This is a genomic window from Dokdonella immobilis, assembly GCF_900115085.1.
Lineage (GTDB): Bacteria > Pseudomonadota > Gammaproteobacteria > Xanthomonadales > Rhodanobacteraceae > Dokdonella > Dokdonella immobilis.
Genome location: NZ_FOVF01000022.1, coordinates 55,945 through 77,163, shown reverse-complemented (window position 1 = coordinate 77,163; position 21,219 = coordinate 55,945). Strand labels below are relative to the sequence as shown.

The 21,219-nt window shown below is 66.0% G+C and carries 19 protein-coding genes and 1 riboswitch; of the genes, 6 read left to right on the top strand and 13 right to left on the bottom strand.

Going from position 1 to position 21,219, the window contains the following annotated elements:
• Nucleotides 1–666: 666 nt before the first annotated feature.
• The 4 genes from BM125_RS14055 to BM125_RS14040 are packed head-to-tail and all read right to left on the bottom strand — an operon-like array spanning nucleotide 667 to nucleotide 4,891.
• Nucleotides 667–2,046, bottom strand: coding sequence for an FAD-binding oxidoreductase (locus BM125_RS14055; RefSeq protein WP_092409061.1), 1,380 nt, complete (start codon nucleotides 2,044–2,046; stop codon nucleotides 667–669).
• A 23-nt stretch (nucleotides 2,047–2,069) separates the two neighbouring features.
• Nucleotides 2,070–2,669 carry a BON domain-containing protein gene (locus BM125_RS14050; protein ID WP_175498094.1) on the bottom strand — a complete coding sequence of 200 codons (600 nt, stop codon included), beginning with the start codon at nucleotides 2,667–2,669 and terminating at the stop codon, nucleotides 2,070–2,072.
• Between the two features lie 10 nt (nucleotides 2,670–2,679).
• Nucleotides 2,680–3,036, bottom strand: a complete 357-nt coding sequence (locus BM125_RS14045; RefSeq protein ID WP_092409057.1) for a YraN family protein — start codon at nucleotides 3,034–3,036, stop codon at nucleotides 2,680–2,682.
• A 13-nt stretch (nucleotides 3,037–3,049) separates the two neighbouring features.
• Nucleotides 3,050–4,891 (bottom strand): penicillin-binding protein activator, encoded by a 1,842-nt coding sequence (locus BM125_RS14040; RefSeq protein ID WP_092409055.1) that lies wholly within the window; start codon nucleotides 4,889–4,891, stop codon nucleotides 3,050–3,052.
• 147 nt (nucleotides 4,892–5,038) lie between these two features.
• Here BM125_RS14040 and rsmI point away from each other — a divergent pair, with 147 nt between their 5' ends.
• Nucleotides 5,039–5,875: a 16S rRNA (cytidine(1402)-2'-O)-methyltransferase gene (gene rsmI / locus BM125_RS14035; protein ID WP_092409053.1), complete on the top strand. Its 837-nt coding sequence runs from the start codon at nucleotides 5,039–5,041 to the stop codon at nucleotides 5,873–5,875.
• A 393-nt stretch (nucleotides 5,876–6,268) separates the two neighbouring features.
• Here the strand turns inward: rsmI and BM125_RS14030 are convergent, their stop codons facing one another.
• The 5 genes from BM125_RS14030 to BM125_RS14010 form a co-directional block, all read right to left on the bottom strand.
• Nucleotides 6,269–9,022, bottom strand: coding sequence for a lamin tail domain-containing protein (locus BM125_RS14030; protein WP_175498093.1), 2,754 nt, complete (start codon nucleotides 9,020–9,022; stop codon nucleotides 6,269–6,271).
• Between the two features lie 139 nt (nucleotides 9,023–9,161).
• Nucleotides 9,162–10,229, bottom strand: coding sequence for a 23S rRNA (cytidine(2498)-2'-O)-methyltransferase RlmM (rlmM, locus tag BM125_RS14025; protein WP_092409073.1), 1,068 nt, complete (start codon nucleotides 10,227–10,229; stop codon nucleotides 9,162–9,164).
• 37 nt (nucleotides 10,230–10,266) lie between these two features.
• Entirely contained in the window at nucleotides 10,267–10,830 is a 564-nt protein-coding gene (locus BM125_RS14020) for a nucleoside deaminase (protein WP_092409049.1), read from the bottom strand.
• Nucleotides 10,827–12,557: a glutamine--tRNA ligase/YqeY domain fusion protein gene (locus tag BM125_RS14015; protein WP_092409047.1), complete on the bottom strand. Its 1,731-nt coding sequence runs from the start codon at nucleotides 12,555–12,557 to the stop codon at nucleotides 10,827–10,829. Before BM125_RS14015 ends, BM125_RS14020 begins: the two co-directional genes overlap by 4 nt.
• Before the next feature lie 192 nt (nucleotides 12,558–12,749).
• On the bottom strand, nucleotides 12,750–13,058 hold the full coding sequence (locus BM125_RS14010) for a DUF3253 domain-containing protein (protein WP_217647879.1): 309 nt from the start codon (nucleotides 13,056–13,058) through the stop codon (nucleotides 12,750–12,752).
• 366 nt (nucleotides 13,059–13,424) lie between these two features.
• Here BM125_RS14010 and BM125_RS14005 point away from each other — a divergent pair, with 366 nt between their 5' ends.
• The 5 genes from BM125_RS14005 (at nucleotide 13,425) to metB (ending at nucleotide 17,569) form a co-directional block, all read left to right on the top strand.
• Nucleotides 13,425–13,697 (top strand): putative signal transducing protein, encoded by a 273-nt coding sequence (locus tag BM125_RS14005; protein ID WP_092409043.1) that lies wholly within the window; start codon nucleotides 13,425–13,427, stop codon nucleotides 13,695–13,697.
• A gap of 44 nt (nucleotides 13,698–13,741) precedes the next feature.
• Nucleotides 13,742–14,659: a DMT family transporter gene (locus BM125_RS14000; protein WP_092409042.1), complete on the top strand. Its 918-nt coding sequence runs from the start codon at nucleotides 13,742–13,744 to the stop codon at nucleotides 14,657–14,659.
• Complete coding sequence (locus BM125_RS13995; RefSeq protein WP_092409040.1) at nucleotides 14,656–15,180, top strand: adenine phosphoribosyltransferase; 525 nt, start codon at nucleotides 14,656–14,658, stop codon at nucleotides 15,178–15,180. The genes BM125_RS14000 and BM125_RS13995 overlap by 4 nt, the downstream gene beginning before the upstream one ends.
• A gap of 58 nt (nucleotides 15,181–15,238) precedes the next feature.
• A riboswitch (SAM riboswitch) is annotated at nucleotides 15,239–15,341 on the top strand.
• A gap of 54 nt (nucleotides 15,342–15,395) precedes the next feature.
• Entirely contained in the window at nucleotides 15,396–16,385 is a 990-nt protein-coding gene (locus BM125_RS13990; RefSeq protein ID WP_092409038.1) for an alpha/beta fold hydrolase, read from the top strand.
• Nucleotides 16,382–17,569, top strand: a complete 1,188-nt coding sequence (metB, locus tag BM125_RS13985; RefSeq protein ID WP_092409036.1) for a cystathionine gamma-synthase — start codon at nucleotides 16,382–16,384, stop codon at nucleotides 17,567–17,569. The genes BM125_RS13990 and metB overlap by 4 nt, the downstream gene beginning before the upstream one ends.
• An 18-nt stretch (nucleotides 17,570–17,587) precedes the next feature.
• On the opposite strand, the gene BM125_RS13980 is transcribed toward metB, so the two are convergent.
• The 4 genes from BM125_RS13980 to BM125_RS13965 all read right to left on the bottom strand — a co-directional run bounded on the left by BM125_RS13980 (nucleotide 17,588) and on the right by BM125_RS13965 (nucleotide 21,186).
• Nucleotides 17,588–18,169 carry a DUF3501 family protein gene (locus BM125_RS13980; protein ID WP_092409034.1) on the bottom strand — a complete coding sequence of 194 codons (582 nt, stop codon included), beginning with the start codon at nucleotides 18,167–18,169 and terminating at the stop codon, nucleotides 17,588–17,590.
• 10 nt (nucleotides 18,170–18,179) lie between these two features.
• Nucleotides 18,180–19,526, bottom strand: a complete 1,347-nt coding sequence (locus BM125_RS13975) for a heterodisulfide reductase-related iron-sulfur binding cluster (protein ID WP_092409032.1) — start codon at nucleotides 19,524–19,526, stop codon at nucleotides 18,180–18,182.
• Between the two features lie 105 nt (nucleotides 19,527–19,631).
• The gene (locus tag BM125_RS13970) at nucleotides 19,632–20,054 is read right to left on the bottom strand and encodes a rubrerythrin family protein (protein ID WP_092409030.1); all 423 of its coding nucleotides are present in this window, start codon (nucleotides 20,052–20,054) and stop codon (nucleotides 19,632–19,634) included.
• Between the two features lie 124 nt (nucleotides 20,055–20,178).
• A complete protein-coding gene (locus tag BM125_RS13965; RefSeq protein WP_092409028.1) occupies nucleotides 20,179–21,186 on the bottom strand; it encodes a LysR substrate-binding domain-containing protein in 1,008 nt (335 codons plus the stop codon).
• Nucleotides 21,187–21,219: the final 33 nt, after the last annotated feature.

The following is a 21,219-nucleotide window of genomic DNA, read 5'->3' as shown; positions in this document are numbered from 1 at the left end:
CCGCAAAGCGGGAGAAGGAAGATCAGGAGCCAAAGCGAAGAGCGAGCTGCAGGTTTGCGGAACGCTGCTTCGTCTTGGCTGCGCAGGAGGCGCAGTGAATGGGGCCCCTATGCAGTGGCGCAGCGGCGGAGAAAAGGCCCGTAGGGTGGCTCGCAAGGATGCGAGCCAGTTGGCTGCCAGTCCACGGATGGACTGTCAGCCAACCCCGGAGCCGCTGCGCGAAGTCGCAGGGCAGGATGCCCGGAGACCGCTGCATCGGGGTGGCCTTCTCTTTGGTTACTTTCTCTTGGCCACGCAAGAGAAAGTGACTCGCTCGCCGAAGGCGAGTGAAAGCTGTGCTCTTAACTCCACGAATGCGCCGCGAAGCGATGCCGAGCAGAGCGAAAAGCACAGTCACTGGGTCCCCACCCGAACGAAGTCCGGCCTGTCCTGAGCCGGTCGAAGGGCAGAGACGACGGCGTAGAAATTCGAATCGGGCGGAAGGAGCATCGCGCCTGAAGGCGCTCCTACAGTGGAATCGGAGTGACTCGCTCGCCGAAGGTGGGTTGAACCCTTTCTTGCTTCACGCAGGCATCGCACGGCGATCAAGGTAATCGCGAGGGCAAGGATCCCAGCCCCGATCCGCACCCGGATGACGATAGCCAAACCCCGGAACCCAACCCGAAATCAATCCGGCAACAACTTCCCCGGATTCAGGATTCCGTCCGGATCGAACTGCGCCTTGATCCGTCGCATCAGGTCGAGCGAGACCGCGTCGATCGCGCGCGGCATGAATTCGCGTTTGACCAGGCCGATGCCGTGTTCGCCCGAGAGGGTCCCGTCGAGGGCGAACACGAGGTCGAAGACTTCGGAAAGACAAGCCGGCGCGTTGGCCGCCTGGGTGGGGTCTTCGGGGCGGTACAGCAGGTTGACGTGGATGTTGCCATTGCCGGCGTGCCCAAAGGTCACGATCGGGATGCCGTGGCGCAAGGAGATGTCCCGGAGTCCTGCGATCAGGTCGGGGACGCGACTGACCGGGACGACGACGTCCTCGTTGATCTTGTTGGGCGCGATCGTGCGCAGCGCGGGTGACAGGGCCTTGCGCGCGGCCCAGAGCGTGGCGACCTCGGCGGCATCGCTGGCTGCATGCAGCTCGAGCAGGCCGTCGACGCTGGCCGCCTTGCGGATCGCGGCAACGGCGGACGGCAGCGCGTCGGTTTCGCCATCGATCTCGATGATCAGCATTGCGCCCGCCTCGGGAATCGAGCCGCCGGCATGGTTGCGGGCCAGGCGCAGGGCTTGGTCGTCCATGTACTCGAGTGCGCAGGGCGTGACCGGTTGGGCCATGATCCGGGCGACCGCGGACGCGGCGGCACCGATATCGACATAGGTCGCGCGCAGGGTCCGCTTGTCGCTGGCCAACGGCGTCAGCTTCAGGGTTGCCTCGGTGATGACGGCGAGGGTCCCTTCCGAGCCGACCAACAGGCGGGTCAGGTCGTACCCGGTGGCGCCCTTGCTGGTCGGCTTGCCGCAGCGAAACGACTCGCCCCGGCCATTCACCGCGCGCAATGCGAGCACGTTGTCGCGGGTCGCGCCGTACTTGACCGCGCGCGGACCACCGGCGTTGCAGGCGATGTTGCCGGCAATCGAACAATACGGCGCCGAGGTCGGATCGGGTGCCCAGAAGAATCCATGCGGCTTCAGTGCAGCCTGCAGGTCGGCATTGAGCACGCCCGGTTCGACCACGGCCATGCGGTTATCCGGATCGATCCGCAGGATGCGGTTCATGCGCTCGAAGCTGGCGACGATTCCTGCGGACACCGGTACGCTGGCGCCGGTCGTATTGGTGCCCCGGCCGCGCGCGGTCAGCGGGATCGCGTGTTCGCGACACAGTCGGACCAGCGCCACCACCTGTTCCTCGCGGGTTGGAAACACGACCGCATCGGGCAGGCTCTCGCGCCGCGAATTATCGTAGGCATAGGCCAGGCATTCGGCAGGTTCGGTACTCAGCGCGTCGGCGGCGAAGATGGCGCCGAGTGCGGTGCGTGTGCTGGTCGGCAATGACATGGCTTGTGTGGCCAGGACCCTGACTATCCGCCACGATACTCGAATACCTTGACCACGCGTTCGACGCCCGGAACGTTGCGCGCGATCTCGGTAACGATCTCCTCCTCTTCAGGACTGAGCAGGCCCATCAGGTAGACGGTGCGATGCGCCGTGCTGACCTTGACCCGGGTCACGTCGAAGCCGGGCACGCTGGTCGCATCGGCCAGGGCCAGCTTGACCCGCGCGGTGATCTTGTTGTCGTTGCGCCGGGACCAGAAACCCTCGGGTTCCATGACGTCGATCTCGTTGACCAGCCGGTGCACGCCTTCGTAGCCGCTGACGATCCGTTCGGCGCGTTGCTTGAGGTCGGGCGTGCGCACCTCGCCCATCAGCAACATGACGCCGTTGTAGACCGCGATCATCACGCGGTTCTTCAGGACCAGTTGCTTGTCCTTGTTGATTTCGTCGTAGGCGCTGAGCTGGATGCGCTTGTCGTCGATCACGGTGCCGAAGCCGCGGCGGTCGTGCACCGACGAACCCGTTGCAATCGCACCGGTGGCGACGACGGCGACGCAGCCGCCAAGCAAGGGCAACAAAAGGCACAGCGAAAGGACCAGGGCGCACAGACGAGTGGAACGATGCATCAGGTTGGCCTCATTGGGTATCGAAGGCATTGCGCCGCCAGTCGATCGAAGGGGAGTCGGGAGTGCCGCCAATGGCCATGACATCGAATCGGCAGGGCTGGCGACCGAGCGCGGGATTGGCCTGCAGGAACAGGCTGGCAGCCTTGCTCAGACGATCGCGCTTGGCGGCGCTGACCGAATCGAGACCGCCGCCGAACCCCTGCGAGCGACGGTAGCGCACCTCGAGGAAGACGACGACGTCGCGGTCGCGCATGACCAGGTCGAGTTCGCCGAAACGGCAATTGAAGTTGCGCGCGATCAGTTGCAGGCCATCACGCTGCGCGTGGGCCAGGGCGATGTCCTCGAAAAGCGCTCCTGTGCTTCGCATCGCCTGCGTCGTGCTACTGCAGTGGCAGGCGGCTGAGTGCACCCAGTACGGGCTGGGCGACGCCGTCGACGAAGCGTGCCCAGGTCAGGACCCGATGGATGCGGCCGAAGCTGTCGACCGCGAGCTGTCCGCTGGCTCCGTCCAGGTAGGTATCCGGATGCGCCAGCAACCAGTCCATGTAGGGCAGAAGGGCGTAGGCGTCCATGCCGAAGGCGAACAGGCGGCCGCCCACGCCATTGGCGCTGCTCAGCTGCTGGGTGATGCGGTTGCGATCGGGGCGGCCCGGAACCGTCGAAAACAGCCAGGTTGCGTCGCAGAATTCGACACCGTCGAGGTCGCGGTCGAGACTCGGGCTGATTTCGCCCGAATTGACATGCGAGGTTGCGAATACCGGTGCGTTGATTCCGGCCAGCTTCAGCTGCGGCATCAGCAAGCGCGCCTGTTGGGCACGCATGCTGATGAAGACGCCGGCATCCGCCGGGCTGGTCCGGCCGGTGCCCTCTGCGTTGCTCGTATCGGCAATTGCCGAAGCGGCCTGCAGCAAGGCGGACTTGTAGTTGAACTCGCCGTCCTGCACGCGAGCTTCGCCGACGATCTGGCCACCGCGTGCTTCAAACTGTGCGCGAAAGGCCATTGCCGCCCGCTCCGCCCAGTCTGTGCTCGCCGCGATCACGGCGGCACGCGTGATGCCGATGCCGAGCATGCGTTCGGCGGCCTGGGCGCCTTCCGCATCGGGCAGCAGACCGAATTCGGCACTGCCGCGGGTCGGGATCTCTCCGGAGTCGGGGTGGTTGAGGGCCAATACCCGGACCGGCAGCGACTGTCGGAACAGTTCACCGACGGATTCCCGCTGCAGCGGGCCGACGACGAAACCGGCGCCATCCGCGACGGCCTGCTGGTAGGCGGCTATCGCATCCTGCGGGGTCTTGCCGGTGTCGTAGGTTCGCAGCAGCGGACGATCCGCGTTGTCGTCCGTGAAATAGGCGGCGAAGAATCCGTCGAGGATCGACTGCGAGACGCCTGCCACGGGCCCGCTCAGCGGCAGCAGGATGGCAACCTGGCGGACAGCGCTGAAGCCCTCCCGTTGCAGGGTGTTGTCGGCGTCCGGCATCAACGTGCCAACCGGGCGCTGCGGACGCGGCACCTCGCGTGGCAGGATTTGCCCGCGCAGGCGCAGGGTCTGTTCGATCCATGGCAGCAACGAATCATCCGGGCGCAGTGAAGCGGCGCGATCCTTCAGGGACTTGTCGTCGAGTGCGCCGAGGGTCTCGATGATCTGCGTGCGGTTGACATCGCGGTCGTGTCCGTCCAGTTCGGCATCGAGCATGGCGCGCGTACGCGCTGCCGCGAAGCGATCGCCATTGGCTTCGTCGGCGCGCGCGCGCAACTCGAGGACGCGCAGGCGCAGATTGGCCGGAATCGCGTCCTCAGCAATGGTCAGCAGTGCGGCAGCGCGGTGCGGGTCCTTGCGTTCGAGCGCGATCTCCGCTTCGAGCAGATCCAGACGCAGCGGTTCGTCAGCGCCGAGGCGCTTGCGCCGGATGTCCTCGATGGCGCGGGCTGCGCCTTCGATGTCGCCGTTGTCGCGAAGGCATTCGCCGGCACGCAGCCGGTAGTAGGCGCTCGCGCTTCCGCCGCTCTGGTCGGCGAGGTCGAGAAATTGCTGCGCGGCGGCTTCGAGGTTGCCGTTGCGGGCAAGCGACTCGGCACGCGATGCCTGCTCGTTGTCGCCTCGCACGGAAACGCTCTGCGTGGCGCAGGCGCTGAGCAGCAGTACAAGCAGGATAGCGGCGACTTTCAGGGACTTGAACAGACGAGCGGGCTCGGACATGGGCAGCGGGATCGGTCGGGTCATGGTGCGATGATAGCCCGGATGGACGTCGGGTCGACCTGAACGAGGGCTGCCGCGGAACCGGCGGGCGGCTTTGGTCCTCGACGTCGATGGCGCGCCAACGGTCGCGGTCGGCTATTCTCGGCGCCGGAGACAAGGAATCAAGCCGCGATGAACGCACAGCCGGGCCGCCTCTGGGTCGTTGCGACGCCAATCGGCAATCTCGAGGATCTTTCGGGCCGGGCGGCGCAGATCCTGCGCGATATCCCGCTGGTCGCGGCGGAAGACACGCGCCACAGCGCTCCGCTGTTGGCCCGGATCGGCAGTCGCGCGCGGACCATCGCCCTGCACGAGCACAACGAGCGCGAGCAGGCTGCACGTCTGGTCGAAAGCCTGCTGCAGGGCACTGACGTCGCCCTGATCTCCGATGCCGGAACGCCACTGGTCAGCGATCCGGGCTTTCGTCTCGTCCGCGCGGCCCGCGAGGCCGGCATCGCGGTCTCGCCGGTGCCGGGTCCTTGCGCCGCGATTGCAGCCCTGTCGGTGGCCGGACTGCCGAGCGACCGCTTCGTCTTCGAAGGATTTCTCGCCGCCAGGGCGTCGGCTCGTCGCGAACGGCTCGGCGCGCTCGTTGCCGAATCGCGCACCCTGATCTTCTATGAATCCGGCCACCGCATCGTCGACGCGCTCAAGGATATGCGCGACGTATTCGGCGCGCAGCGCGAGGGCGTGGTCGCCCGCGAACTGACCAAGATATTCGAAACCGTGATCGACGCACCGCTGGGCGAACTGGTCGACCGCGTGGAGGCCGACGCCAACCAGCAGCGCGGCGAATTCGTCGTGCTCGTCGCCGGCGCCAGCGGCGAGGCTGCGGACGCGACGCTGGCCGAGGGACGCCGGGTTTTTGCATTGCTCTGCGAGGAGATGTCGCCTGCGCATGCCGCGCGCATGGCCGCGCGCATCACCGGCGCTCCGCGCAAGCAGCTCTATGTCGCGTCAGGTGACTGACGAGGCCGTTGGGGTTCGCTGCGCTCACCGCCAACAACGAAGCAGAAACGCGTCGACCGCCATCGAAACCCGCGCCATCCTTCGCCGTCCTTGCAGGAGCGCCTTGAGGCGCGATGCTCGCGTGGCGAAAGGCCGTGTGGCTCGATTGGGGCCAGCCCGTAGGCTGGGGCAAGCAAAGTGCCCCCAAAGAATGCGTGGGGGCGCCGGCGATCTCGGAAAACGCAGGATGGAATCTTCCGGCGTGGTGCATGGTGAGCGGGCGAATCGCGGATGGTTTCGCCTCTGCGAACCGTTGGGGTTCGCTCGCGCTCAGCGCCAACCTGCGGGAGGTCGCGACGGGGACGAAAAAAAACCCTCCCGCAGCCTCGCTGCGGGAGGGTCGGATGGCGCTGACTAGTTGTCGAAGCCGTTCGCGAAGATGCGATCGGTCGTATTCAGCCGGATCACGAAACCGTCGTGGTCGGAAACGCCGATCGCCGTCGTGCTGTTGCGTTCGTCCTGGTCGGCCGCATCGAGATCGGCGCGACCGTATTCGAACTCGACGAACCAGTTCTGCGCGGGGCCGTTCAGCAGGGCATGGTCGAGCACCTGCATGATCGGCACGTCGCGACCCTGGTCGAATGAGCTGGCCGAGGTGTAGCCAAGGATGGCACCGAACTGCTCGGTGTAGAGGAACGAGTACTGCTCGTTCTCGGGCAGCGAATTCACGGCATCCCAGAGCGGCGGGGTGACGATGTTGGCGCCGGGCAAGTCGATGACGTTCTTGTTGTTGTCATAGGTGCCCGCGATCAGGCCAGTGATGTTCACGAAGCCATCGCTGAACTGGTAGTCGTTGAAGTCGCCAATGACGAACAAGGGGCGCGTCGGCTGGGCCATCTGTTCGGCCTGGACGCGATTAGCGATCGACTGGGCCTGGGTGAAGCGCTTCAGGCGATTGCGATCGACATCAGCCTGGGTGCAATTGGCGCCGGTCGGTGCGTCGACGCAACTACGCGACTTCGGATGCACGATGATGGTCGCGAACGACTGGCCGTCGAACGTGCCCTCGAGCTTGAGCGACGGACGGTCGTGCAGCTCGTGCATCGCGTTGTCGCGCGGGTCGAGCCACATCTCGTTCTTGTCGAACTGGGTGATGACGACGTTGCTGATACGGTCGCTGCGGACCAGGTAGCCGACGTCGATGCCGCCGCCATCATTGCCTTCTTCGAGATACGAGGTGTAGGTCACCCCGAAATCGGTGGCGATCTTGTCCGAGAGCATCTGCAATACGCCGAGGTTCTCGACCTCGACGACGCCGAGCACATCGGGCAACTTGAGGACGTTGCCGACGTAGTCGGACAGACGCGAGAGCTTGAGGGTCAGCGCGGCCGCATCGGGCTCGCCGCCGTTGCCGCATTCGAAGGTCGTATTGGCGAGCGTGTCGCACAGGCGCAGCACGTTGAAGCTGCCGATGCGCAACTCTTCCGGCTGACCGGTCGAAACCGCGCGCGGAATCGGATTGGCCTCGGTCACGGTGAACGAGGTTGGCCAGACTTCGTAGTCGCCGAAGTTGTAGGCGACGACACCGGTCGCCGTGAATCGGCTGCCGCCGGTGATCGCGGTATTCGGAGCCACCGCGCCAAGGGCATCGGCATCGAGCTCGAAGATGTGCGGATTGCCCTCGAACTGGCCGGCATCCGGATTGTCGACGCCCGGCACCAGCGGGTACAGCGTGCCCGGGGTGCGCAGCGAGCGCGTGCCCGACGCCGAGACGAAGATCTGGGCGTAGTTGTCGGTGCTGAAGTACGGATTGGCCCGGGCCACGATGCCGTTGTCGATCTGCACGCGCATGGCTTCGAAGCATTCGAAGTTCGTTTCGACGCAGCTCAGCGCGTTGACGTCCTGGGAGGGCGTGTTGGCATCGAACATGACCGGCGAGGGCAGGGCATTGCCGGTGCTGACGATGGTGAGGTTGCTGATCGCCTTGAGTTCGGTGGTGCCGAAGTATTCATCGACGTCGCCGGTCAGGTCGACCTCGTCGCCGACCACCACGGTAGGCGCGGAACCCGTGTAGACGTAGATGCCTTCGGAGGTCTGCGGGTTGGTGTCGATGCTGGCGTCGCGGGCCTGCATGAAGAACCCGGCCGGGCCGACCGCAGTGACGATATTGCTGAGGGTGTTGACGCGCTGGCCGGCGACCGGCGAAGTCAGGCCAAAGCCCTGGATGTCGTGGATATTGAACGTGCCGATGTCGTCGTCCTGGATAATTCCATGCGCAGTCAGCGAAGTCGGGACGGCGCCGTTGATGCCGGTCAGGTTGAGCAGGAACTGACGGTTGGGTTCGGTATTCGTGTTGGCGATCACGTTGACCGTGATCGTGGTCGAGGTTTCGGTTTCGGCAATCGAGCCGCTGCCGCTGGCGCTCTGGTAGTCGGTGCCGGCAAGGGCGGTGTCGTTCGCGGTTGCATAGCTGAAGCTGACACCGCCGACCGGCGCCGGCTCACTGAGCTGGACGGTGAAGATGAACGGGGTAAGGCCGGCATCGCCTTCGGCCAGCGCCACGTCGGCGACACTGATCGCCGGCACGCCGGGACCCGAGCAAGGGGCGGCGGGCGTTGCCGTGTTGCGGGGCGAGGCCGCGGCGACGTCGAAATCGGAAGTCGGATTGCCGGTATCGGTGCAGCCGCCGCCCTTGCGGATCGCGGCGTTGGCCCCGCTCAAGGTACCGGTCGGGTTCGGGCAGTTGGCCGAGCCGAAACCGACCAACCCGAGGATCGCCGCGCCGCTTGGACAGGCGCCCGTCTGGGCAGTCGTGACGTTGGCGAGCAGGACCTTTCCGCTGCTTCCCCCCATCGGGATCGTGCCAACGGTATCCGGAGTCGGCAGCGGCGTCGTGCCGCCGGAGCCCGCGGCCTCCTGAACGAGGTAGTACTGACCGGGCTGCAGAAGGACGTTACCGAGATTCGTCACCTGCCAGGACGTGCCCGAGGCAGATGCGTACTGGACCGACCAGCCGTTCAGGCTCTGCGCCGTGGTGCCCGCGTTGAAGATTTCAATGAAATCATTGGTATAGGTGGAGCCCGAATTGCCGCCACCGCCGTAGACCTGGCTGATGACGACCTGGGCCTGGGCTGCGCCCGAGCCCGCGGCAAGCAGCGCCGCGGTCATTAGAATTCGTGTGAGTCGAAACATGACATCCCCGGTTGTATTTGGTGAAACAGGATCGCAACGATAGCGACGTGATTTGACACTTGCGTTGCGGCGACGATGATCCGGTGTCTGCGGGGCCGCGCCCGGGCCCTGTGGTTCAGCCGGATCGGGCGAAAACCGTTATCTCCTCGCGATCGTGGTAGAGCTGGCGGGCTCTCCAGTGCGCGACCCGGCCGGTCGCGGCGAGCGCAGCCAGAACCGTATCGCGGCAAAGCTGAACCTCATCGTAGCGCTTCTTCATCGGCAGCTTCAGGTTGAATACAGCAAAGCGGCAGCGCCCTTCGGCCAGCCATTCGCCGATCAGGGCCGCGACGCGGCGCGGTTGTTCGACCATGTCGCAGACCAGCCAGTCGACTGGAGTCGCCGGGCGGTAGCGAAATCCATCCTCGCGCAGATGGGTGACGAAGCCCGAATCGAGCAGGCCCGGGTCCATCGGGCCGTTGTCGACCGCGGTTACATGGATCGAGCGGCGCACCAGTTGCCAGGTCCAGCCGCCCGGGGAGGCACCGAGATCGACGGCGCTCATGCCCGGCTTGAGCCAGGCTTCTCGCTCGTCCGCGTCGAGCAGGGTCAGCAGCGCTTCCTCGAGCTTCAGCGTCGAGCGGCTCGGTGCGGCCGATGGAAAGCGCAGGCGCGGAATGCCGCCGCGCCATTCGGCCGAGGCATCACAGCGTGCTTCGGCGATGAACGCGGTCTGTGCATCGATCAGGCAGACGTGCAGACGCCAGGGCGATTCGGCTTCGAGCAGGCCGGCCCGCTTCATGTTCGAAATCAGGGCATTGTTGAGGGACCGGCACAGACCGGCCAGTTCACGCGCGGCGTCGCTGTCGGGCGATTCGATCCAGGCATCCCGGTAGCGCCGTCCGGCAGCCTCGATGGTCGGCATCAGGCGGCCGAGACGGTCGCTCTTCGGCAGGTCGTCGATGCGGGCCATGACCCGAAGCAACTGGCGGGCGAAGGTCAGGTCCTGCCAGCGCACCTGCTCGGCGAATCGTTGCGCCTGGACGGGGTCGGGCAGGACGAACTCGACGAATCCACTGTTGCGTTCGCTGCGCGCGAAGCCGCCGCTGGCCAGGCGTCGGTCGTTTGCGGCGAGCTCCTGGGCGCACTCGCTCTCGAACCCGGGCCGGCAGTAGGCCAGCAGGCTGTGCCCGGCGGCCTTCACGCGGGCCACTCCTGCGCAGTCTGTCGGCTCGGGGAACTCAATAGCTCGCTCCGGCATGACGTCGGTAGAGTTCGAAAACATCGCAGGCCTTTTCGCGCAGCACGTCGCGCCGCACCGAGATCGCGCGCTTCTCGAGTTCGCCGGCCCAGTCTTCCGGCAATGGACCTTCGTCGAATTCGCTCAGGCGCATGACGTCCTCGGCGCGCGCGCCGATGACCAGTTCGTCGATACCGGCCCAGAAGCTCGCGCCGTAGCACATCGCGCAGGGCTGGGCACTCGTGACCAGGGCATAACGGGCGCCGTCCTCATTGAGGCGGAACCGTCCAAGCGAGGCCTGGGCGCACATGAAGGCCATGGTTTCGGCATGGGCGACCGAGCAGGCATGCGGGACCACGCGATTGACCCCGACCGCGACGAGGGTGGCTCCGTCGCGAAAGATCGCCGCACCGAACGGCCCGCCGGTGTCGAGTTCGACGTTGCGTCGGGCCAGGCCTATGGCCAGTTCCATGCGTGCTTCGTCATCGGCATAGGCGCGCTCGAAATCGATTTCGGCATCGATCCAGCCGGGCAGGGCGAGTTCGATACGATTGCGCCGGTTCATTTGCCGGCCGCCCTGGCCCAGGTATCGCGCAAGGTCACGACACGGTTGAAGACCGGCTGCGCGGTCGAGTGATCATGGCGGTCGGCAACGAAATAGCCTAGCCTTTCGAACTGCCAGGTCGATTCGGCGGCAGCCTCGGCGAGATCGGCTTCGAGCCAGGCCCGGACCACGCGTCGCGAGTCGGGATTCAGGTGATCGCGATAGGTCTTGCCGTCGCTGTCGTCGTCCGGATCAGCGACGTTGAACAGGCGATCGTAGAGACGGACTTCGGCGCCGATGGCGCTGCGCGCATCGACCCAGTGGATCGTGCCCTTGACCTTGCGATCGGCGCCCGGGCTGCCGGAACGGGTCTGCTCGTCGAGCGTGCAGCGCAATTCGACGACCTCGCCGGTCTCCGACTTGACGACCTCATTGCAGCGGATGATGCCGATTCCCCGTAAACGCACTTCGCCGCCCGGAACCAGGCGATGGAACCCCTTGACCGGTTCCTCGAGGAAATCGTCGCGCTCGATCCAGACTTGCGATGAGAAGCGCACGCTGCGCCGCCCGAAGGTCTCGTCTTTCGGGTGGTTTGGAAAATCCAGCGTTTCGGCGTGATCGTCGGCCAGGTTGGTCAGCACGAGCCGGAGCGGATTGACAACGCCCATGCGCCGCGGTGCGCTTGCATCGAGTTCGTCGCGCACGCAGTTCTCGAGTACGCCGTACTCGATCACCGAATTCTGCTTGCTCACTCCAGCCCGTTCCCAGAATGTCCGGATCGCGCCCGGTGGAAAGCCGCGCCGGCGCGACCCGGTCAGGGTCGGCATGCGCGGATCGTCCCAGCCGTCGACCAGTCCGTCCTGGACCAGGGCCAGCAGCTTGCGCTTGCTCATCACGGTGAAATCGAGGTTGCCGCGGGCGAACTCGATCTGCTGGGGGCGGCTCGGCGCATAGCGCAGGCCGGCGGCGACGACCGATTCGGCGAGTTCGGGATGGGCCGGCAGGTCGATCTGATCGAGGCACCAGTCATACAGCGGCCGGTGGTCCTCGAACTCGAGCGTGCACAGCGAATGGGTGATGCCCTCGATCGCGTCTGAAATGCAGTGCGCATAGTCGTACATCGGATAGATCGGCCAGGCATCGCCGGTGTTCTGGTGGCTCTGCTTGCGGATCCGGTAGATGGCCGGGTCACGCAGGTTGATGTTGCCCGCCGCCATGTCGATTTTCGCGCGCAGGGTGCGCGTGCCGTCGGCGAACTCGCCGGCGCGCATGCGCTGGAACAGGTCGAGGTTTTCGGCGACGCTGCGGTCGCGGAACGGCGAATTTCGGCCCGGCTCGGTCAGGGTGCCGCGGTAGGCCCGCACCTCGTCGGCGCTGAGGTCGCAGACGAAGGCCTTGCCTTCGGCGATCAGTTTCAGGGCGCAGCGGTAGAACACCTCGAAGTAGTCGGAGGCATGGCGCTGCTCGGCCCATTCGAAACCGAGCCAGTGGACGTCCTCGCGAATCGCCTCGACGAACTCGATGTCCTCGCGCGACGGATTGGTATCGTCGAAGCGCAAGTTGCAGGTGCCGGCGAAATCGCGGGCGATGCCGAAATTGAGGCAGATGCTTTTGGCGTGACCGAGGTGCAGGTAGCCATTCGGTTCGGGCGGAAAACGCGTGTGCACCTTGCCGTCGCGCTTGCCGCTGGCGCGGTCGGCGTTGACGATCTGGCGAATGAAGTTGGTCGGGGTGCTGTTCTCGCTCATGCCGATCCATCCGCGCGCGGCGGTCGTTGGTCAATCGGCAAGTTTAGCTGGTGAAAGCCGGGATTTGCGATTCGAGAGTCGGGATTCGGAAAGCGAAAAGTCGGGATTTTCCCCTGGTCGACAGCAAGCGCTGACTTGAAGTGGGCGGATGAACCCGCGCCCCGCGCCTTCCCGACAACCCACTCCCCGCGTTCAGCCCTGGGCGCTGCGCTGGCCGGCCATGGCGCGCAGGCGCAGGCGCACCGGGCCGCGCGCCACGCGGATGTCGACCACGCGTTCGTGCTGGAGGGCCTCGATCACGCCGGCGTCGCCGAGACTGGCGGCAACCGTGCGCACTGGGCGCATCAGGTCGTGCCAGTGAAAGCCGATACGCAGGGCAAGGGTCTGGGCGGCTTCGGAAACGCAGATGGTGCGCCCGGGACCACGCTCGATGAGCAACTCGAGCATGCACTCGCGGATGCGTTCGGCAAATGCGTCTTCGGCAAAGCTCTTGCTGATCAAGTCGGGAAGGCCCTGTTCGTCGAAGGATCGGATCCATCGGCATGGCTCCGCAGGCTCCCTGCCTGCGACGGCGAATTCCCCTGTAGCCCGGAACCACGGCGTCCTGCGCGGTGGACGGGCCGGGCCGATCATAACGCGGATTGACGGGGTTTGATCAAGTCCTGGCTGAATGCGGCATCCTCCGTTCAAGCATTTTTTCATTTGATTCAAGATTACCCGGCCGCTTCGGGGGGCTGTCCGACCCGCGGGGGCGGCGCCCCGGGGGCTCTCCGCGGCCGCCCGGGTCCAGGGTTTGCGGGCGGCCGGACGTCGCATAGAGGGCCATCCGACGGGTACCATGGGTCATCCTCGCCAGCCGCCCCTGCCATGAAGATCATCTATCGCGCCGAATCGATCATCGATGCAAACCTGGTCAAGTCGGCGCTCGAATCGGCCGGCCTGATGGCCTTCGTCAGCGGTGAGTACCTGACCGGCGGGATCGGTGAATTGCCGTGTTCGGGCCTGGTCAACGTGATGGTCGCCGACATCGATATCGAACGGGCGACGCCCATCGTCGAGGAGATCGACCGCTCGCTGCGCGCCGAGGTCGACCCGGCTGATGGGCGCTTCTTCGACTCGCCGTTACTGGCCGGCGGCTGACTGGAAACGCCGGATTCGGGTTGTTGCGGACCCAGTCCGATCCAATGAGTAGCGAACGATTGCCGCGTCCGGCGCTGCTGCAGATGATCGCGGGCGCCGCATTGATCAGCACCAGCAGCATCTTCGTCAGGTTGGCCCATGTCGGTCCGACTGTCTCGGCGTTCTACCGCGTCGCCTTCGGCGGCCTGTTCCTGCTCGTCGGGCTGCTTGCATTCAGACGCTGGCAACGCCTGCGCGGCGTGCACCTGCTGTGGATGCTGGCGCCTGCACTGGCCTTTGCCCTGGACCTGATGCTATGGCACCGCAGCATTCTGCGGGTCGGTCCCGGGCTGGCCACCTTGCTGGCCAACTTCCAGGTCTTCGTGATGGCCCTGGCCGGCTGGCTGCTCCACCGCGAACGTCTGCATCCTCCCTTCCTGTTTGGCGTCGCGCTGGCCTTCTCGGGCCTTTACCTGCTGGTCGGCCTGGACTGGCCGCGGCTGGATGGCGGCTATCGGCTCGGCGTCGCCCTCGGCCTGCTGACCGGCATTGCCTATGCCATCTACATGCTGAGCATGCGCCAGGCGCAACGCAGTGGCGGAGTCCACCTGCATGCCGCGCAATGGCTGTGCGTGATGTCGCTGCAGTGCGCGGGCCTGCTTGGCCTGGCCATCCTGTTCGAGGGCGACAGCCTGGCCCTGCCGGATCTGCAGACCTGGTCGGCCCTGCTGGGTCTTGCTCTGGTCGGCCAGGTGTTCGGCTGGATCCTGCTGCTCAGGGCGATCCCGCAGTTGCCGGCGTCGATCATCGGCCTGTTGCTGCTTTTGCAGCCGGCGATGTCGTTCATGCTTGATGTACTGCTGTTCCAGCGACCGACGGCGCTGCCCGACTGGATCGGCGTCGGCCTGTGCATGCTGGGCATCTTCATCGGTTCCCATCGACCTGAACGCAGGTCTCAAGCGCACGAGGAGGCGCCTGCATGAGCATCGCCCATTGGGTCCGCGACATCGAAGACTTTCCAAGAGCCGGCGTCGGCTTCAAGGACCTGACCCCGTTGCTGGCCAATGCCGGACCATTCGCCGAATCGATCCGGCTCCTGGCCGCCCCATTCCGCGACCAGCGCGTCGATTGCGTCTGCGGCATCGAGGCGCGCGGCTTTATCTTCGGCGCGGCCGTGGCCACCGCGCTCGGCTGCGGTTTCGTGCCATTGCGCAAGCCGGGCAAGCTGCCGGCGGCGAAAATCGGCATCGACTATGCGCTCGAATACGGGACGGATCGTCTCGAAATGCACGCCGATGCGGTCTGCCCGGGCACGCGCGTCCTGATCGTCGATGACGTGTTGGCCACCGGCGGCACCCTGGCTGCGGCGGGTGAGCTGGTCGCCCGGACCGAGGCGGAAATCGTCGGCGCCGCCGTCGTCATCGAGATCGCCGCGCTTGCGGGCAGGACGCGCTGGCTGTGGCCGGCGCCACTGCATGCGCTGATCGTCTACGGTCAGGATTGAATTCAAATAGACGTCTAGACGTCTTGACGTCCACGCGTTCTGCAAGTACAGTCGTACCCGTTCATCGAGATCGGCGGAGGGACTGGCCCTTTGATGCCGAGGCAACCACAGCGAACGCTGACGGTGCCAACTCCAGCGGGCTTGATCCCGGGAGATGAGCTGCATTCCGCGCTGCGGAGTGTCGCCGCTCCCTGTACGCAACGGCAGAGGGCGTCATGGCGGCACTACAGGAACACGTTGATCCAGGCGATACCGACGGCGCCGCTGCGCGGCGCGGCATCCTTCCATTGCACGATTTCAGGCTCGCCTGCGGCTCGCTGCTGGCCGATGGTGCGCTGGCCTGGCAGAGCTGGGGTCCACAGCGGGCGCCGGTCGTCGTCGTCCTCGGCGGCATCTCCGCCGGGCGCGACATCGGCACCTGGTGGACGGCCCAATGCGGACCCGCTCGGGCCCTCGATCCGCGACGATTTCGTCTGATCTCGATCGACTGGCTCGGCGGGTCCGGTGAATCGAGCGGACCGCGCGACGACCGTGAATTCCCGCCGGTCGACAGCATCGACCAGGCCCACGCGATCCTGCTCCTGCTCAACCATCTCGGCATCGGCCGGGTCGACGCCGTGGTCGGCGCCTCCTATGGTGCCTGTGTCGGGCAGTGTCTTGCCGGTCTTCTCGGTCATCGTCTGGGACGCCTGATCGCGATCGGCGCGGCACACCGGGCCAGCCCGTGGGCGCTGGCCTTGCGCACCCTGCAGCGCGCCGGCATCGAGTCGGCGACGACGAAGCACGGTCGACGCGACGCCTTGGTCCGTGCCCGCCAGCTCGCCGTGCTCGGCTATCGCACGCCCGGCGAACTCGAGGATCGATTCGGTGAGTCCGATCCGTCCAGCGGCGTGCTCGGCTGGCTCGTCGCGCACGGCGAGCGCTTCGCTTCGCGCTTCAGCGCCGCGAGTTTCCTGTGTCTGTCGCGCTCGCTCGACCACCACCTGTGCGAACCGGAGACGATCGCGGCGGCGACTACCGTCGTCGCCATCGACGAGGACCTGCTGGTTCCGCTTGCGCTGGCCAGGGAATTCGTCCGCCGCATCGGCAGCCATGCCGAACTGGTCCGCATTACGTCGCCATTCGGGCACGACGCATTCCTCAAGGAAGAAGGCGCGATCGCCACCATCATCCAGTCCTGTCTGTCAGCGGAGATCCCGGCATGAGCATTCCCAACCTCGCCACCACGGCCGTGCGCGCCGGCGTCGACCGCGATCCGGCCCATGGCGCGGTGATGCCGCCCCTGTACCTGTCGAGCAACTTCAGCTTCGCCGGATTCGGTGTGAAGCGCCAGTATGACTATTCACGTTCGGGCAATCCGACCCGCGACACGCTCGCGGGTGCCCTCGCCGAGCTCGAGGGCGGCCAGGGCGGCGTGGTCACTGCGACCGGCATGGCCGCCGTGACCCTCGTGGCGGCCCTGCTCGAACCGGGTGACCTGCTGGTCGCGCCGCACGATTGCTACGGCGGTACCTGGCGCCTGTTCAATGCGCAGTCCCAACGTGGTCTCTACCGCGTCGCCTTCGTCGATTTCCATGATCCGCTGGCGCTGGCCGCGGCCCTGGCCGAAAAGCCGAAGCTGGTCTGGGTAGAGACGCCGTCCAATCCGCTGCTGCGCATCACCGATATCCGCCATGTCGTCGAATCGGCCCACGCAATCGGCGCCCTGGCCGCGGTCGACAACACGTTTCTATCGCCGATCCTGCAACAGCCGTTCGCCTTCAATGCCGACATCGTCGTGCATTCGACGACCAAGTACATCAACGGTCATTCCGATGTCGTCGGCGGCGCGGTGCTTTGGCGCGAGGCGGTCCTCGGCGAGAAGCTGGCCTGGTGGTGCAACTGCCTCGGCCTGGCCGGCGCGCCGTTCGACAGCTACCTGACCCTGCGCGGGCTGCGTACGCTGAAGGCACGCTTCAACGTGCACGAGGCGAATGCGCGCGCCCTGGCCGAGCTGCTCGACCGCCATCCCTCGGTAGGCATCGTCCACTATCCGGGGCTCGCGACGCATCCGGGGCACGCGCTGGCGAAACGCCAGCAGGCCGGCTTCGGGGCCATGCTGAGCTTCGAACTCGAGGGCGGCGAAGCCGCGGCGAGGGTCTTCGTCGAGGGGCTGCGTTGTTTCACCCTGGCCGAATCACTCGGCGGCGTCGAGAGCCTGATCTGCCATCCGGCCGGCATGACGCACGCGGCGATGGCGCCTGAGGCGCGCAAACGGGCGGGCATCGCGGATGGCCTGCTGCGCGTATCGGTCGGCATCGAGGACGGATCGGATCTTCTGGCTGATGTCGCTGCGGGGCTCGAGCGCGTTGCAAGCGTGCAGGCGTTTGCGGCGAGCTCGGTGGCCTGACCGGCTGCGCCTTGCGCTTCAGTCGAAGTCGGCGAGCAGGGTCGTGCGGGTGGCGCCAGCCAGTTCGGTCCGTTCCAGGTAGGCCGGGTGGCTGCTGGCGAATTCGACGCGTGCGCCGGCCCGGGCCGCGGCGACCATGGCTTCGCTGAACTCGAAGCGCAGGAAGTGCACCGCCGAGGTCTTGGTCTCGTTGCTGCGCTCCATGTCCTCGTCGGCGATCGCGCGGACCGGCGGATGTCCGTCGACCGTGACCGTGATGTGGTCCTCGATGCCGACCAGGCGGGCCAGTGCGACCTTGCGCTGCTCGACGTCCTCGTATTCGATCAGCATGGTCGCCTTGAGATTGCCGCCATCCGGAATCAGCGGGTTGTAGGCGTCCAGTTCCTCCTCGATCGCCTCGGCTTCGAAGATGCGTTCGATGCGCAGCATCTCCTGGATCTGGTACTGGATCGTCAGCCGATCCTCGAACAGCAGGCTGACATGCTCGCCGAGGGCGACCTTGCGGTCGTGCTTGTGGGCGAGCACGAGGGCGCGGAAGGCGGTGCGTTCGGCGGCATAGGCCTCGAGGGTGAACAGGTCGGTGCGCTTCAGCTTCTGCATGCGAGCTTCTCTAGATTCCGTAGGCCCTGCGCAGCAGCGAGAGCGGACTTTCGGCGCCTGGCGTGTCGCCGAGGCCATGGGCGATGTGCGAGGCGGCCATCGGGCAATCGCTGGCGAAGTGGGCGGCCCCGGCCTGCCTGACGCGGTTTTCGACCGGTTTGGCGATCTTGCGCGAGATCGCATAGGTCGCCTTCTTGACGCCGTAGGTGCCGTCATGGCCCGAGCAGCGTTCGATCATCTCGATCTCGGTTCCGCCGACCAGCTTGAGGATGTCGCGGGTCTTCGGCCCGATGTTCTGCACGCGCTGGTGGCAGGGGGCGTGGTAGGCAATCTTGCCGAGCGGGTTGGCGAACTCGAGCTTGAGCAGACCGGCCTGGTGGCGCTGCCAGAGGTATTCGAACGGATCGAACAGGTGGCGCTTGACCAGCTGCACGTCCTCGTCGTCCGGGAACATGAGCGGCAGTTCCTGGCGGAACATCAGCACGCAGGAAGGAATCGCCGCGGTGATGTCCCAGCCGTCGCGTACGGCCGCGGCGAGTACCGGGATGTTCTTTTCCTTGTAGCGGGCCACCGATTCGAGGTCGCCGAGTTCGAGCTTGGGCATGCCGCAGCAGACTTCGCGCTCGACCAGTTTCACGGCCACCCCGTTGTGGCGCAGCACGGCAGCCAGGTCTTCGACCGCCTGCGGATAGGAGTAATTGCAGTAGCAGGTGGCAAACAGCGCGACCTTGCCGCGGGTGCGGCCGGCCGGCGTGATTTGCGCCGCGCCGCCATCCATTCCCTTCATGCGCCGGCGCGCCGTGTCGGCATGGTATTCGGGGACGCGCGCCTCGCGATCGACGCCGAGGGTCTTTTCGAGCAGGGCACGTGTCGGCCTGGCGCGATTGGCTGCGTTTACCGCCTTGACCACGAGCGGGATCGAGGCGAGCTTGCCGACCGCGGTCGTGCTCGACAGCAGCCTCGCCGCCAACGTGGTTTCACCGTCGCGATGCCTGACCGCCTTGGCGCGCAGCATCAGGTGCGGGAAATCGACATTCCATTCATGCGGCGGCACGTAAGGACATTTGGTCTGGTAGCAGAGGTCGCACAGATAGCACTGGTCGACGACCTTGGCGTAGTCGGCCTTGGCCACGCCATCGACTTCCATGGTCGGCGACTCGTCGACGAGATCGAACAGGGTCGGGAAGGCATGGCAGAGACTGACGCAGCGCCGGCAGCCATGGCAGATATCGAAGACCCGCTCGAGCTCCTTGTCGAGGGCGGCCTGGTCGTAGAACCCGGGATTCTTCCAGTCCAGCGGGTGGCGCGTCGGCGCGTCCAGGCTGCCTTCGCGGGAACCTGAGGATTGATCGGCCATGGGAGTCCTTGCAGTCGTTGCCGCGCTGCGGCGCACTCGCAGAGGGGAGCCGCGGGCTCCGTCGGTACGCAACCCGCCGCAGCGGGTTGCGTCCAGGTCTACCGGTCAGGCGGCGACTTCGCCAAGCGCCTTGGTGAAGCGGTTGGCGTGCGAGCGCTCGGCCTTGGCCAGGGTCTCGAACCAGTCGGCGATCTCGTCGAAACCTTCCTCACGGGCGGCCTTGGCCATGCCCGGGTACATGTCGGTGTACTCGTGGGTCTCGCCGGCGATGGCGCTCTTCAGGTTGGCCACGGTGTCGCCGAAGGGCAGGCCGGTGGCCGGATCACCGACCGCTTCGAGGTACTCGAGATGGCCGTGCGCGTGGCCGGTCTCGCCCTCGGCGGTGGAGCGGAACACCGCGGCGACATCGTTGTGTCCTTCGACATCGGCCTTCTGTGCGAAGTAGAGGTAGCGACGATTGGCCTGCGATTCGCCGGCGAATGCGGCTTTCAGGTTTTCTTCAGTGCGGGAGCCTTTCAGCGTGCTCATGGTGTTCACCTCCTGGAGTGGGGACTTGCGACGAAATCGACCGAGGGTGGCGCTGCCTGCCGCAACGTAGCACCACGCGCGGCAGGGTGGAAATAGACTGTGCCGATGGAGTCCATCGGCAGGCTCAATGACTGCCCGATGCAACCTTCCTTGCTCGCTTGCCGCCGGCCGCCTTCGGCGCACCTGCCTTGGCCCCCGGTCCAGGCGCCGGGGCATCGTCGAACAGGTCGTCCGGATCGAGCAGCTGCGCCGGCAGTTCGCGGAACAGCCGGGCGAAATCGGCGAGGAATCCGTTCAGCGCCGAACTCTTGCGCCAGACCATGGCGATGTGACGGCTCGGCGCACGACCGCTGAAGCGGATCAGGCGCACATGGTCGGCCTGCGGCACCGGTGGCTTGACCGCCAGGGTCGGCAGCAGGGTGATGCCGACATTGGCGGCGACCATCTGGCGCAGGGTTTCGAGGCTGGTCGCGCGGAACCCGGTCTTCTCGCCGGCGCCCGCCAGCTGGCACACCTCGAGGGCCTGGTCGCGCAGGCAATGGCCGTCCTCGAGCAGGAGGATGCTCTGGTCGGCCAGGTCCTCGAGCTTCAGCGTCTTGCGCTCGACCAGCGGGTTGTCCTCGGGCACGGCCAGCACGAACGGTTCCTCGAACAGCTTTTCCACATGCAACTGGTGATCGTGCACGGGCAGGGCGAGGATGCCTGCGTCGATGCGGCCTTCGCGCAGCTGGCGCAGGACGTTTTCGGTTTTCTCCTCGAGCAGCAGCAACTCGAGGCGCGGAAAGCGTGCGCGTATCCGCGGCACCATGTGCGGTAGCAGGTACGGACCCAGGGTCGGGAAAATGCCGAGGCGCACGGTGCCCGACTCGGGATCGAGGGTCCTGCGCGCGATCGCCCTGATCTGCTCGACCTCGTTCAGCACGTCGCGCGCGCGCAGGGCGATCTCGCGACCGACCTCGGTCAGCAGGACCTTGCGCGGCGTGCGTTCGACCAGGGCCACGCCGAGCTCGTCCTCGAGCTTCTTGATCTGCGTCGACAGGGTCGGCTGGCTGACAAAGCTGGCCTCCGCCGCACGGCCAAAATGCTTGTATTCGGAAAGAGAGACCAGATATCGGAGGTCACGCAGGTTCATGCTGCCGGGCCATTGTCTGTGACTATCGAACGG